General features: G+C 65.4%; 13 protein-coding genes. 5 read left to right on the top strand and 8 right to left on the bottom strand.

Translation table 11 applies throughout. The annotated features are described in order from the left end of the window. Positions 1 to 107: 107 nt before the first annotated feature. From EJ068_RS10995 to EJ068_RS10970, 6 genes are all read right to left on the bottom strand, one after another. Complete coding sequence (locus EJ068_RS10995) at positions 108 to 1,730, bottom strand: ABC transporter substrate-binding protein (RefSeq protein ID WP_127251047.1); 1,623 nt, start codon at positions 1,728 to 1,730, stop codon at positions 108 to 110. Between the two features lie 29 nt (positions 1,731 to 1,759). After that, on the bottom strand, positions 1,760 to 2,680 hold the full coding sequence (locus tag EJ068_RS10990) for an ABC transporter permease (protein ID WP_126064051.1): 921 nt from the start codon (positions 2,678 to 2,680) through the stop codon (positions 1,760 to 1,762). Between the two features lie 2 nt (positions 2,681 to 2,682). Next, on the bottom strand, positions 2,683 to 3,531 hold the full coding sequence (locus EJ068_RS10985) for an ABC transporter permease (RefSeq protein ID WP_127251046.1): 849 nt from the start codon (positions 3,529 to 3,531) through the stop codon (positions 2,683 to 2,685). A 9-nt stretch (positions 3,532 to 3,540) separates the two neighbouring features. Then, positions 3,541 to 4,125, bottom strand: a complete 585-nt coding sequence (locus EJ068_RS10980) for an ANTAR domain-containing protein (RefSeq protein WP_127251045.1) — start codon at positions 4,123 to 4,125, stop codon at positions 3,541 to 3,543. Further along, positions 4,122 to 5,261 carry a transporter substrate-binding domain-containing protein gene (locus EJ068_RS10975; protein WP_245463398.1) on the bottom strand — a complete coding sequence of 380 codons (1,140 nt, stop codon included), beginning with the start codon at positions 5,259 to 5,261 and terminating at the stop codon, positions 4,122 to 4,124. The genes EJ068_RS10980 and EJ068_RS10975 overlap by 4 nt, the downstream gene beginning before the upstream one ends. 255 nt (positions 5,262 to 5,516) lie before the next feature. Next, positions 5,517 to 6,410: a LysR family transcriptional regulator gene (locus EJ068_RS10970; protein WP_127251043.1), complete on the bottom strand. Its 894-nt coding sequence runs from the start codon at positions 6,408 to 6,410 to the stop codon at positions 5,517 to 5,519. A gap of 109 nt (positions 6,411 to 6,519) precedes the next feature. Between EJ068_RS10970 and EJ068_RS10965 the strand changes: the two genes are divergently transcribed. The 3 genes from EJ068_RS10965 to EJ068_RS10955 are packed head-to-tail and all read left to right on the top strand — an operon-like array spanning position 6,520 to position 8,406. Continuing rightward, entirely contained in the window at positions 6,520 to 7,254 is a 735-nt protein-coding gene (locus EJ068_RS10965; protein WP_189342631.1) for an SDR family oxidoreductase, read from the top strand. Positions 7,255 to 7,269: 15 nt separating this feature from the next. Continuing rightward, positions 7,270 to 8,163: an SDR family oxidoreductase gene (locus EJ068_RS10960; RefSeq protein WP_126080806.1), complete on the top strand. Its 894-nt coding sequence runs from the start codon at positions 7,270 to 7,272 to the stop codon at positions 8,161 to 8,163. Between the two features lie 24 nt (positions 8,164 to 8,187). Beyond that, the gene (locus EJ068_RS10955; protein ID WP_126080807.1) at positions 8,188 to 8,406 is read left to right on the top strand and encodes a 4-oxalocrotonate tautomerase family protein; all 219 of its coding nucleotides are present in this window, start codon (positions 8,188 to 8,190) and stop codon (positions 8,404 to 8,406) included. A 75-nt stretch (positions 8,407 to 8,481) separates the two neighbouring features. Here the strand turns inward: EJ068_RS10955 and EJ068_RS10950 are convergent, their stop codons facing one another. Then, positions 8,482 to 9,564 carry an alpha/beta hydrolase gene (locus tag EJ068_RS10950; RefSeq protein ID WP_348628717.1) on the bottom strand — a complete coding sequence of 361 codons (1,083 nt, stop codon included), beginning with the start codon at positions 9,562 to 9,564 and terminating at the stop codon, positions 8,482 to 8,484. A gap of 125 nt (positions 9,565 to 9,689) precedes the next feature. Here EJ068_RS10950 and EJ068_RS10945 point away from each other — a divergent pair, with 125 nt between their 5' ends. Then, positions 9,690 to 10,262, top strand: coding sequence for an HXXEE domain-containing protein (locus EJ068_RS10945; RefSeq protein WP_127251042.1), 573 nt, complete (start codon positions 9,690 to 9,692; stop codon positions 10,260 to 10,262). 187 nt (positions 10,263 to 10,449) lie between these two features. Beyond that, on the top strand, positions 10,450 to 12,774 hold the full coding sequence (locus EJ068_RS10940) for a response regulator (RefSeq protein WP_126080809.1): 2,325 nt from the start codon (positions 10,450 to 10,452) through the stop codon (positions 12,772 to 12,774). On the opposite strand, the gene EJ068_RS10935 is transcribed toward EJ068_RS10940, so the two are convergent. Further along, a complete protein-coding gene (locus tag EJ068_RS10935) occupies positions 12,775 to 13,635 on the bottom strand; it encodes a lytic transglycosylase domain-containing protein (RefSeq protein WP_129554531.1) in 861 nt (286 codons plus the stop codon).

Below are 13,635 nucleotides of genomic sequence, written 5' to 3'. Positions count from 1 at the left end.
GTTGTTGCTTCTCGTTTGTTTTTGGCAAGCCGCCCTCCCGTTTCGGCGGCATCATTGAAAGGCGGCCGGCGGCGGGCTGGACGTCCGCCACCGGCAAATGAGACGGCCTATTTGTTCACATAGATCGCTTCGTAATTGATGACGCGGGTCGGATCGATATAGATCTCATCCGGGCCGCCCATGCGCTTGGCCTTGGCCACCACGCGGCGTTCGTTGAAGACCGGAATCCAGGGCGCGTCATTGGTCTGGATGTCGGTGAAGATCTGCGCCCAGGCCTTGTTGCGCTCCTCGGCCTTGGCCGGCACCGGCAGGGCGTCCGCCGCCTGGCCGCGGGCGTCGATGTCCTTGTTGCAGTACCACGACCAGTTCCAGCCGCCGGCAACCGCGCTGCCGCAGCCGAGGATCGGCCCGTAGAAGTCGGACGGATCCGGGAAGTCGGCGATCCAGCCGAGCCCGCCGGACCAGACCATCGGCGCCTGGCTCTGCGTGCCGCCGGCGGCAATCACGTTCGGATTGGCCACCGCCTTGATCTCGGCCTTGACGCCGATCGCCGCCAGATCCTGCTGGATCGCCTGCGTGATGCGTGGCTGCGGATCGGTGTTGGAGGTGTAGATCTGCGTCGAGAAGCCGTCCTTCAACCCGGCCTCGGCAAGCAGCGCCTTGGCCTTTTCGGGATCGTAGGCATAGCCCTTGTAGTTCTGGTCGTAGCCCGGCATCAGCGGCGGCAGCACCTGGCTTGCCGGCGTGGCGCGGCCGTTGATGATGCGCACGATGCGGTCCTTGTTGATGGCCATGTTGATGGCCTGCCGCACCTTGGCGTTGTCGAAGGGTTTTACCTGCGTGTTCAAAGTGACGTAGCTGGTTTCCAGCTGTTGGCGGTCGACGATCATGCCCTCGAACTCGGGCGACTTCTTCATTTCCAGATATTTCGCCGGCGGAATGCCGTCGCCGGCAATGTCGACCTCGCCCTTCTGCAGGCGCAAAAGCGCCACCAGCGGTTCCTGGCCGATCTCGATCGTGAAAGAGTCGACATGCGGCCGGTCCTTGATGAAATAATCGGGGTTCTTCTGGAAGACGAGGCGCTGGCCGATCGTCCATTCCTTCAGCGTGAAGGCGCCGGAGCCGACCGGATGCTTGCCGAAGTCGCCGCCGGCGGCTTCCACCGCCTCTTTCGGCACGACGGAAGCGAAGTTGAGCGCCAGCACGTTGAGGAAGGTGGCGTCGGGCTGCGACAGCGTGAACTTCACTGTATGGTCGTCTATCGCCGTGATGCCCTCCATCGTCTCGGCGGTGCCGGCGGTCATCTTGTCGGCGCCGACGATCGAGTGGAAGAAGCCGGCGCCCGGGCCTTGCGTCTTCGGGTTGACGGCGCGCTCGATCGACCATTTGACGTTCGCCGCCGTCACCGCGCGGCCGTTGGTGAACTTGACGCCGGGATGCAGCTTGAACGTATAGACCTTGCCGTCGTCGGAGACGTCGTAGCTGTCGGCGAGCGACGGCCCCAGTTCCGTCGTGCCCGGCTTGTAGTCGACCAGGCGCGAGAACAGGGCGTTGATCATCGACCAGTTCTGCCAGTCATAGCCGATGGCTGGATCAAGCGTGGCGATGTCGTCCTTGTAGGTGACGATGATGTCGCCGCCATTGGTCGGCGTGTCGGCGAAGGCGACGGGCACCAGGGCCGAGGTGGCGAGCAAGGCCGCCAGGCCCATCTTTCTGACGAATTTGTTCATTGAGTTCACTCCTCTGTTGGTCTTGTTGGTTATTGGCTGCGGATGCGGGGGTCGACGAACGGGGCGACGAAGTCGGCGAGCAAATTGCCGAGCACGATGGCCAGGGCCGAGACCAATGTGACGCCCATGATGATCGGCACGTCGACCTGCTGGATGGCCTGCCAGGCGAGCTGGCCGATGCCGGGCCAGCCATAGACGGCCTCGACCACGACCACGCCGCTCATGAACTGGCCGATGTCGATGCCGACCATGGCGATGATCGGCAACAGCGCGTTGGGCAGCGCGTGGCCGAGCACGACGCGACGGCCGCTGAGCCCCTTGGCATGCGCGGTGCGCACATAATCCTGGCGCAGCACCTCGATCATGGCGGAACGCACCATGCGCGCATACCAGCCGGCGCCGAGCACGCCGAGCGTGAGCGCCGGCAGCACGACATGCCGCGCCGTGCCGAAGCCGGACATCGGGAACCAGCCGAGCGTGGCGGCAAAGACATAGAGAAGCAGCAGCGCCACGACGAATTGCGGCGACGAGACGCCGACGAAGGACAGCATCATCACCGAGCGGTCGACGAAGCCGCCGCGCCGGACCGCTGCGATGATGCCGAAGGTAAGGCCGAGCGCGACCTCGACGACGATGCCGGCGGCCATGAGGATGAGCGTCGCCGGCAGCCGCGCCAGGATCAGCGGCAGCACCTCGGTCTTCTGCGTATAGGAGCGGCCGAGATCGCCATGCAGCAGGTTGCCGACATAATGCAGGAACTGCATGACCAGAGGCTGGTCGAGGCCAAGCTCATGCCGGATGGCGGCCACCATCTGCGGCGTCGCGGAGCGCCCGGCGATCAGCACGGCGGGGTCCGCCGGCAGGAAATAGAGCAGAAGGAAGGTGATGGCGGCGACGCCGAGCAGGATCAGCACGGCCTGGACGAGACGGCGGGCAAGGAAGAAGGCCATCGTCACAGCCTCCCGCGCTGGGTCGGGTCGAGGATGTCGCGCAGCGCGTCGCCGATCAGGTTGAAGGACAGCGCCGTGGCGAGGATGATCGCGCCGGGGATGAACACCAGCCAGGGCGCATCCTGGAAATAGCTCTGGCTCTCGAAGATGATGTTGCCCCAGGAAGGCTGCGGCGGCTGCACGCCAATGCCGAGGAAGGACAGCGTCGCCTCGAGCAGCACCGTGGTGGCGATGCCGAGCGTGCCCCAGACGATCGCGGTCGGCATCAGGTGGGGAAGGATGTGCAGAAGGATGATGCGGCCATTGCCGGCGCCCAGCGAACGCTCGGCGACGATGAAGTCGCGTTCCACCAGGCCGCGCGTTTCGGTGTAGACGATGCGGGCGACCTGCACCCAGTTCACCAGGGCGATCACCATGGCGACGATCCACAGGCTGGGTCTCAGCAGCGCCGCGAGCGCGATGGCGAGCAGCAGCGCCGGAAAGGCCATCATCAGGTCGGTGAAGCGCATCAGCAGGTTGCCGGCGGCGCCGCGCAAATAGCCGGCGAGCAGCCCGACAAGCAATCCGATCGCGACGGCGACGCCGTTGGCGACGAGACCGATGATCAGCGACGTGCGGGCGCCGAACAGCACGCGGGCGAAGAGGTCGCGGCCGAGCGTGTCGGTGCCGAACAGATGGTCGCCGCCAGGCGGCAGCGGCGCGCCTTCGAGCGACAGGCCGTCGGCAAGCTGGTCGTCCGGCGAGAAATGCGCGATCCATGGCGCGAAGATTGCCGCCAGCAGGACGAGCACGACCACGATCAGCCCGAAAAGGGCGGAAGGCCGTCTTGTCAGTTCGTGCAGAACCCGCATGCCAGCGGCCTACATCGCGCGCGGCACGGGCTCATGCCCGGCAACTATGGAAGCGGCGACGTGCTCGACGGCAAGCCGGCGCTGCATGGCAAGGCGGCAGAGCGTGCGATAGGCGCCGGTCTCATCGCCGCCTTGCGCGGCCATGATCGAGCGCATCGCGTCGTAGACAATCGGTCTCAGCCGCAGACGCTCCTCCAGGCCGGCGATGCGCGCCTTGACGGCGGTTCGCTCATGGTGGGCGTGCGTGGCAAGCACCAGCGCCGGATAAACCGAGGAGGCGGTGACCGGCTTGGCGATGAGCGCGCCGGCGCCCTTGCCCAGCGCCCAGGCGATGCGGCCGGGCGCTTCGGAACCGAGCAGCGCGACCACCGGAACGGGCGCCTCGTCCCCGTCCCATGGCAAGAGATCATTCCACCCCTGGTCGGCGTCGACCAGGACGATGTCAGCTGGCGTTTCGGTGAGATCGAGCGGCTTCCACTGCACCAGGACGGTCACGCCGAGACGTTCGAGCTGACGCTTCAGGCGCTCGATATTGTCGTCGGCGCGATGCAGGATCGCGGCGCGCCAGGAAACGAAATTGGGCGTCCGCGTCATTGCACGACCCTCAGATGCGGGACGGGCTGGCTGGCCAGCGTGCCGACAAGATAGGGATCGGCGACGATCGCGCCATGCGAGGCGATGACGTCGAAGCCGGACTGTTCGTTGATGCGACCGAGATGGAAAGGCAGGGCCGCATGATTGGTGCGCGGGTCGATTGCGAGGGGTCCGAGCACAGTCTGTCGCGGCCCGGCGTGCAGGAAGCCGCGCACGCTGGCGGGGTCATCGCGATTGGCCTCGGTGATCGCCTCGGCGCAGAGCTTCACCGCCGCATAAGCGCCGGCGAAGAAGCTGGAGACGCGGCGTCCGGTGCCGAAACGGGCGGCGACGCGCTGCTTGAAAATCCGGTTTTCGAGCGACGCCAGGCTTTCGAAGTAAGAGGCTGTCGAGAGCTGGCCGACGGCTGTGCCCGGCTCGATCTCGCCGAGCTCGCATTCCGTCAGGTCGCAGCTCAGCACCGGGCAGCGTTCCGGCGCGAAGGCAGGATCGCGATCCGCCAACCGGCGCACAGCGGCCAGGAAGGCGTAGCTCGACGGGCCGATCATGTTGTTCAAGATGAAGTCGGGCCGGTGGCGCTCCAGATCGGCGATCAGCAGGCTGACATCGGTCTCCTCGATCGGCAAATAGCGCTCGCCGAGCACCTCGCCGCCGGCGCGCGTGAGAAGCTCGCGCGCCAGCCGGTTCATCTCCCAGCCCCAGACATAATTGGCGCCGGCGAGATAGACGCGCTTGCCGTAGCGGGGCAGCATGTGGTCGAACAGCGGTATCAGATGCTGGTTGGGACAGGCGCCGGTGTAGATGACGTTCTCGTTGGCCTCGAAGCCTTCGTAGGGGCAGATGTACCAGAGCAGCCCGTCATATTTCTCCACCAGCGGGATGACGTCCTTGCGCGACAGGGAGGTGATGGTGCCGATCACATTGCGGCATTGGTCGTCGCGCAGCATGGCGCGGATCAGATCGAGGTAACGCTCCGGCTGGCCGCCCGGATCGCCGAAGACCGGCTCGATGCGCACGGCGCTGCCGGCCTTCTCCAGCTCCTCGATGGCAAATTCGGCGCCGGCGCGGCAGTCGCGGCCGATCGCCCCGTAGGGACCGGTGGTCGAATAGAGGATGCCGACCCTGAACGTCTTCACCCGGACCTCAAAAAATAAAGGCCCCACACGCATCCCATGCTTTCACGAGACGCGGCGAGGCCATGTTGCCCTTGCCCGGCAATGCCGGACGCGATGTGTTACGCGGGAATTGTGCGCTTGCGAAATAGAACACGAGTGGACGCAGGCTTGTCAACGGTCCTGCGCGCGAATGGGTACAATGGCTTGGTGGTTTGCCCATCAAGCGACCGGCTCGCTCAAAGCCGCCACGGTTTTCAGCGGTGACGCCGCCGATGTTTACACTCTTGCCTCGGCAAAGATGCGGGACGCCCATTCCAGGAAGACGCGCAGCCGCGGCGCGAGCTGGCGGTTCTGCGGATAGAGCGCGAACAACGGCGTCGGCGTCGGCGGGAAATCCTTGAGAACCTCCACCAGCGTCCCGTCAGCCAGGTCTTTTTCGAGCCGGTAGCGTGGCGCCTGCAGAAGCCCGAAGCCCAGGCGCGCCAGATCGGCCGCGGTGTCGGAGTTGTTGACACGGACCCGGCCCGGCAATGTTACCTGGCGCAGGCCGGCGCCCATCGTGAATTCCAGCGGCAGCACCTCGCCTGTGCGCGAGGAGACGAAACCCGCGGCCTGGTGGCCTTCCAGCGCGTCAGGCGATGTCGGCGTTCCGTGGCGCTTCAAGTAAGCGGGACTGGCGCAGGTGATTTCTTCGATCATCGCCAGCCGCCGCATGATCATGCCGCTGTCCTGCGGTTCACCGGCGCGAATGACACAGTCGACGCCTTCGCGCACCAGGTCGACCAGCCGGTCGCCCTGGCCGATATGCAGATCGATGCCGGGATGGCGTTCGAGGAAGGCCGGCAGTTGCGGCAGCAGGAAGCGCTGCGTGAGCAGCGGATGCGCATCGATGCGCAACAGGCCGCGCGGCTCGGCGCTGCGGAACCCGGCCTCGGCATCCTCCACCTCGCCAAGGATCGACAGGCAGCGTTCGTAATAGGCCTGCCCGTCGAGCGTCGTGGCGACATGGCGCGTGGTGCGGTCCAGCAGCCTTGCCCCCAGATGCTCCTCCAGTTGCTGGATCGCTTCGGTCGCGGTCGAGCGTGGCAGGCCGAGATCGGCTGCGGCCGCGGTGAAATTGTGCCGCTCCACCACGCGCACGAACAGCCGCATCCTGTCCAATCGATCCATGGCCAATTGTTCGCTCTATTCGAATACTGCTGTCAATAGCCGGCCGATTATCCGGAAGACAGGGCGATCTATATGGGCTCCACACCAAACAAACGAACGGAGACCGATCATGCAAAAGACAAGAACCGCGATCGTGACAGGCGCATCGAGAGGCATCGGCGCCGCGATCGCCAAGCGGCTCGCCCAGGACGACATCGCCGTTATCGTCAATTATACGCGCGGCAAGGACGCGGCCGGCGAGGTCGTCTCGGCCATCGAGGCTGCCGGCGGCACCGCTCTCGCGGTCCAGGCCGACATCGGCGAACCGACCGGCATGGCCGCCTTGTTCGACGCGGCTGAAAAGGCCTTTGGCAAGGCCGACATCCTCGTCAACAATGCCGGTATGATGCGGCTGTCGCCCATCGCCGACACCGACGACGCTGCATTCGAACGGCAGCTCGCCATCAATCTCGGCGGCACGTTCCGCGGCATGCGCGAAGCTGCAACGCGCTTGAACGATGGTGGCCGTATCATCAACTTTTCTTCAAGTGTCGTGGGCTTCTACCAGCCGGCCTACGGCGTCTATGCCGCGACCAAGGCCGGCGTCGAAGCGATGACGCATATCCTTGCCAAGGAGCTCGGCCCGCGCGGCATCACGGTCAACGCCGTCGCGCCCGGCCCGGTCGACACCGAACTCTTCACCGACGGCAAGAGCGCCGCGCAGATCGAGGCAATCACCAGGCTCATCCCGCTCGGCCGCCTCGGCCAGCCCGACGACATCGCCGGGCTCGTCGCCTTCCTTGCCGGCCCGGACAGCCAGTGGGTCAATGGCCAGATCATCCGCGCCAATGGCGGCGCGATCTGAAGGATTGAGGCTACCATGCAGCAGACAATTCTCATCACCGGCGCATCGAGCGGCTTCGGCGCCATGACCGCGAAGGCTCTCGCCAGGGCCGGCCACCGGGTCTATGCCTCGATGCGCGATCCGCAGGGGCGGGGCGGCGCCCCGGCGGCCGAGGTCGAAAGACTGGCCCGCGAGGAGAACCTGGCGATCCGCGCCATCGCGCTCGACGTGTTGTCGGAACCGTCGATCGAAGCGGCCGTGGAAACCATCCTCGCGGAAGCCGGCAGGATCGATGTCGTCATCCACAATGCCGGCCATATGGTGTTCGGACCGACCGAGGCCTTCACACCGGAGCAACTGGCGCAGCTCTATGACGTCAATGTGCTGGGGACCCAGCGCGTCAACCGGGCAGTCCTTCCCGCCATGCGCTCGCTTGGCCGGGCCTTGATGATATGGGTCGGATCGAGCAGCACGCGCGGCGGCACGCCGCCATTCCTCGCGCCGTATTTCGCCGCCAAGGCGGGCATGGATGCGCTGGCGCAGAGCTACGCGCTGGAGCTTGCCCGTTTCGGCATCGAGACGAGCATCGTGGTGCCGGGCGCCTTCACCAAGGGCACGGAGCATTTCGCCCATTCCGGCAAGCCCGCCGATACCGAACGCGCCGCCGCCTATTGGTCGGGACCTTACGCCGGCGTCGACGACCAGGCGTTGAAGGGTCTTGCCGGCCTGGAGCCTGCCGACGCCGATCCCTCGAAGGTCGCAGAGGCCATCGTCGATCTCGTGGCGATGCCGCATGGCCGCCGGCCGTTCCGCGTCCATATCGATCCGTCCGACGACGGCGCGGCCATCGTCAACGGTGTCGCCGACCGCGTCCGCGCCCAGCTTCTGGAGCGCATCGGCCTTGCTGACCTCCTTCATCCAAAGCCCTGAACCCAACCCGAAAGGAACCTGGAAATGCCCTTTGCCAACTTCAAGATGCCCGAGGCGGCCCTCACGAAGGCGCAGAAGGAGGACCTGATCCACAAGACCACGCAGATGTTCGTCGACTATTTCGGCGAAGGTGTGCGTCCCCACACCATGGTGCTGATCGAGGAGGTTCCCGATGGGGGCTATGGCCGCGCCGACGAGGTCTTCGTCATTCCCGACGCCTACCGGGCTAAGGATAGTGCCTGACTTGAACCGGGCGAGTCGCTTGCCGAGCGGCACGCCCGACCTTCCGTGTCGGAGCCGATACTCGCTTCGCTTGGATCAGCCCCGGTTCGGCAAGCTCCGCAGGAATTCGATCATCGCGGCGTTGACCTCGTCCGGGCGCTCCTGCTGGGTCCAATGCCCGCAGCCGGGCAGCATCAGCGTATCGCGGATTTGCGGGATGAAGTTCCTGAGATTGGCCAACAGTTGATCCATGCCGGGGAAGGCGACCACCAGGTCGCGATTGCCTGCCATGTAGAGCGCGGGAACCTTGATCCGCGCGCCCGCAAAGGGCGCCATCAGTTCCCAGTTCCGGTCGATGTTGCGGTACCAGTTGAGACCTCCGGCGAAGCCGGCGCGCTGGAACTCGCCGGCGTAGAAATCGATGTCGCTTTCGCTGAGCCAGTGCGGCAGGCTTGCAGGAACCTCGGCTGCTTGCAGGAGGCTTCCGCCGCGCGGGACCATGGCGATTCCGGCGCCGCCGTCCGAAGCGTCTCCCGACACCGCGTAAAGCATGGCGCGCACCGTGGCCCGCGGGTCTCGTTCCAGCTCCGCCTCGGCAATGCCGGGTTGCTGGAAATAGAGCTGGTAGAACTGGGACTCCGCCGTTCGCGGCATGAGGCTGGTCGGGCGCGCGTTGGCGCGCGGCCGGAACGGCACACTGAGGCCGATGACGGCATGGAAGCGGTCCGGTCGCAGCAGCGCCGCATGCCAGGCGACGACCGCGCCCCAGTCGTGGCCGACGATGACGGAGCTGGGAGCTTCAAGGGCGTCGAGAAGGCCCACCATGTCGCCGACCAGATGAAAGAGCGTGTATTGGTCGATCGCCTCCGGCCGATCGCTCTTGCCATAGCCCCGCATGTCGGGGGCGACGGCGTGAAAGCCCGCCGCCGCAAGCGCGCTCAACTGATGGCGCCAGGAATACCAGGATTCGGGAAAGCCGTGGCACAACAGCACCGGGGGCCCGTCTCCGTGCTCCGCGATGTTAAGGCGGATGCCGTTGGTCGCAACTATTCGCTGTGTAGGTTCGCTCACGGCCGCCTCTCGGGCGCGCGTTTCCACCTCTGATGAAGGGAAGGCCCGACGGCGCAACGGGTGTCCGAGCCGACGGAGTCCCAAATTTCGGAGACGCGCATCTTCCATTGACTGTCTCAGGGGCACTCGCGGCAGTCAATGTCCGACATGGTCACGGAGCGCCAAGGCGTCCACGCACTTGAATAGCTCTGGCGATGTGCGTCAGGATCACTGACCGAGGAGGGCGGGAATCAATGCTTAAACTGCAACGCTGGCTAGCGGACTATTGGGTCGTCGGCGCAGGGTTCATGGCAGCATCGCTTGTTGCGGTTGCGCCGGTGGTCCCGCTTCCGCTGCCGGTGTTCCTGATCTTCCTGCACAGCCCGGTCTACATGGTCCATCAGGTCGAGGAGCACACTGGCGACCGGTTCCGCAAATTCGCCAACGAGCATGTCTTCGGCGGCCGCGACGCCCTTACCGTCGCCTCGGTTCTCGTCATCAACCTCCCGTTTGTCTGGGGCATCAACCTGCTGGCCCTTTACGCGGCCTTGCTGTGGGGACCGGCTTGGGGCCTGGTTGCTCCCTATGTCATGATCGTCAATGCGCTCGCGCATCTCGTCACGTCGGCGCGATTGCGCAAATACAATCCCGGCCTCGTCACCAGCGTCCTTTTGTTTTTGCCGCTGAGCGTCGTTACGATCTGGACGATCGGCCGGACAGCAGGTCTTCTCCCGCACTTGATCGGCGCAGCTCTCGCGGTCCTGCTTCACCTGGCAATCATTGCGTTGGTGACCGCGCGGTACCGCACTCTCGTCGCCAGCTCGTAGCCCTCTTCGGCACGGTTGCGGCGGCGAGAAGACGTCGCTCGGGCCGAAGCCCGGTCGTTGCAGCCCGGAACGGGACACCGCGCAAGGCTGCTGCTGGTATCGGACCGCCCCCGCCACCAACGAAATCTTAATGTAAATCAAGCGTAATCCCGGCCATTAAAATTATGCGTATGTGTTGGGGTGGCGCATGCCGGAATATTCTTCCTTCCTCCGGTCGATCCGGATCCGCTACATTTCGGGGCTGCTTGTCTTCGCGCTGGCCTCGGCCGCCGTGATGTTCGCGCTCAACCGTGTGAATTCGTACCGCCACGAAGTCGATGCCCTCAGCGGCAATTTCGTCATCTTTGCTCGCGACCTGCGCAACGCCACCAATTTCGCCGAGACGACCGGCACCGCCTGGCGCAGCGAGACGCGCGATGCGCTGGCCGCTGCCGCGCGCGGCCACTCCGAGCGGCTGACCAGCGAGATCGGGATACTCAACGCGCAGTTGGCCGCGATCAGGCCGCGCCTGTCCAGGAACACCATCAACGCGTTGGACACCGCTTCGGTCAACGACGACCTGTTCTGGTCGGCACGCGACATGGTGCGTAACTTCAATTTGATGTCGACGGCGCAGAAGGTCGATGAATGGAGCTACCGCGAGATCCGCAACCAGAACGACCTGTTCGCCCAGCCGATGCTGGTCAAGGTGCGCACCGCGCTCGACGAGGAGCGTCGCCTCGCCGACGCTGCCAACGACCGGCTGCTGCTGTGGGCGAGCGGTCTGCTGTTTGCCGTGCTGGCCATCGCCGCGGTTCTGATCTTCCGGCCGATGGAGAACGCCATCCGCCGCGCCTTCGCCGAGAGCGCCGCGTCGCTGTTCAAGGCCGAGGCGGCCGATCGCGCTAAGTCGGAATTCCTGGCCAATATGAGCCATGAGATCCGCACGCCGATGAACGGCGTGCTCGGCATGGCCGAGCTGCTGGCCAAGACGGAGCTTACGCCCCGCCAGAAGACCTTCACCGATGTCATCGTCAAATCCGGCAACGCGCTGCTCACCATCATCAACGACATCCTCGATTTCTCGAAGATCAATGCCGGCCAGCTCACCCTCGACCCCGCTCCCTTCCGCCTGGCGGAAGCGGTCGAGGATGTGGCGACGCTGGTGTCGGCGCGCGTTGCCGAAAAGAACCTCGAGCTCATCGTGCGCGTCGACCCGCGCCTGCCGGCCTTTGTCGTCGGCGATGCCGGACGCTTCCGCCAGATCGTCACCAATCTGCTTGGCAACGCCGTGAAGTTCACCGAGAAGGGCCATGTGCTGGTCGATGTCGGCGGCGATGTCGTCGACGGCGTCGTCCAGCTCAAGGTCCGCGTCGAGGACACCGGCATCGGCATCCCGGCCGAAAAGCTGCAAAGCGTGTTCGAGAAATTCGCCCAGGTCGACGGCTCCTCGACCCGTCGCCACGAAGGCACCGGGCTTGGCCTTGCGATCGGCGCCCGGCTTGTCGACCTGATGGGCGGCAAGATCGGCGTCGAAAGCGAGATCGGCCGCGGCTCCGTCTTCTGGTTCGCCGTGCCGCTGCCGGCGCACAACCAGGCGGCGGCCGACAAGCTGGTGCCGGTCGATGTCACCGGCGCCCGGGTGCTGGTCATCGACGACAATCCGGTCAACCGGGAGATTCTGCTGGAGCAGCTCAGAAGCTGGAGCTTCGACTGTGCGGCCGCCGAAAGCGGCGCTGTCGGCCTTGCCTTCCTCGACCGCGCCTGCCAGCTCGGCGCCTCTGTCGACTGCATCATCCTCGACTACCAGATGCCCGGCATGAACGGCGCCGATGTCGCCAAGGCGATTGCCGCCGACAGCCGGCTTTCGTCCATCCCGGTCGTGCTGCTCACCTCGGTCGACCAGGTGGATTTCGGCAGGATGGTTATCGATTTCGGCATCGTCGCGCATCTCACCAAGCCGGCGCGTTCGGCGGTGCTGCTGGGCACGGTGATCTCCGCCATACAGAAGGCGCGCATGCAGGGCACCAAGGCTCATTTCGTGCGCGAGCCGGTCGCGGCGGCGCCGTCCTTCACCGTCATTCGCGGCCCGGCGGCGCCCGTGCCGGCGGCACCGGAATCGACCGCAGCGCCGAGCGGCCCGATCGATATCCTGATCGCCGAGGACAATGACGTGAACCAGCTGGTCTTCGGCCAGATCCTCAATGGCTTCGGTCTCAGCTACCGCATCGCCGGCAATGGCCGCACGGCTGTCGAAATGTACCGCGCGCTGCGCCCCCGCCTGGTGCTGATGGACGTCTCTATGCCGGAAATGAACGGCTATGAGGCGACCCGCGCCATCCGTGCGATGGAAGCGCAGAACGGTGAGCGCACGCCGATCATCGGCGTCACCGCGCATGCGCTGAAGGGCGACCGCGAGAAATGCATCGAGGCCGGCATGGACGATTATCTGCCGAAGCCGGTATCGCCCGACCGCCTTGGCGCCAAGATCGGCACCTGGCTCAGCGAGACGGTGACGGCTAAGACGGCATAGCTACCGGTTGCGCATCACCACGCAGGCGCCGCCGACGCTTTGCAGCTTGTCGCAGATGCCGTTGGCCTCGCCGCGCAAGTCCGCGCCGATCCTGACCGCGTAGATGCCGCGCCGCCCGATCGGCGTGCGCACCCGGCTCACCACCGGATCATGGCTGGCGAGCAGCGCCGGGAACCGGCTCTTGACCCTCAGCCATTGGCCGATCGCCGCGGAACGGCGGAAATTGCCCGCCACCTGCACGCCCCACGGCTTGACGTTGATCGAGGCCATGGCGACCGTCCGCGACATGATCACCGGCAGCCGGCGGCAGGCGACCGCGAAGCTCATCTTGGGGTCGAGCGGCTCGACGGTGCCGGCATAGGATTTGTCGGAAAACTTGTCGACGGGTTCGCCCATGATGTCGAAGACATAGCTTTCCGTCTCCATCGGCAGGAAGCCGCCGGAGGCCAGCCAGCGCGACACGCGGTTCTCGCCGGCATTGTAGGCCGCGGCCGCGAGGCCGAGATTGCCATAGCCCGCCTTCATCTCGGCTAGATATTTCGCGGAAGCCGGAATGGCCTGCTCGATGTCGAAGGAATTGGCCAGGCCGCGCATCTTGGCGGTTCCCGGCATGAACTGCGCGATGCCTTCGGCGCCGACCGGGCTCACCGCGTTCGGATCGAAGCGGCTTTCCTTCCAGATCAGCCGGGCGAAGAAATCCTTGGGCAGCCCGTTCTGTTGGGCTTGGGCTTCGATCAGATCGCAGACTCGGTTGATCAGCCGTTTGCCGGCCGATTTCGACTGCGGCGGGTCGGCGGACGCGCCCGCCACCCAACTCAAGCTGCACAGCAAGGCCAGGGCCACCGTGAGGAAACGGTGCAT

The organism is Mesorhizobium sp. M2A.F.Ca.ET.043.02.1.1, from assembly GCF_003952405.1.
Classification (GTDB): domain Bacteria; phylum Pseudomonadota; class Alphaproteobacteria; order Rhizobiales; family Rhizobiaceae; genus Mesorhizobium.
Note: the sequence above shows the minus strand (reverse complement) of the source record. Positions and strands in the feature narration are given on the sequence as shown.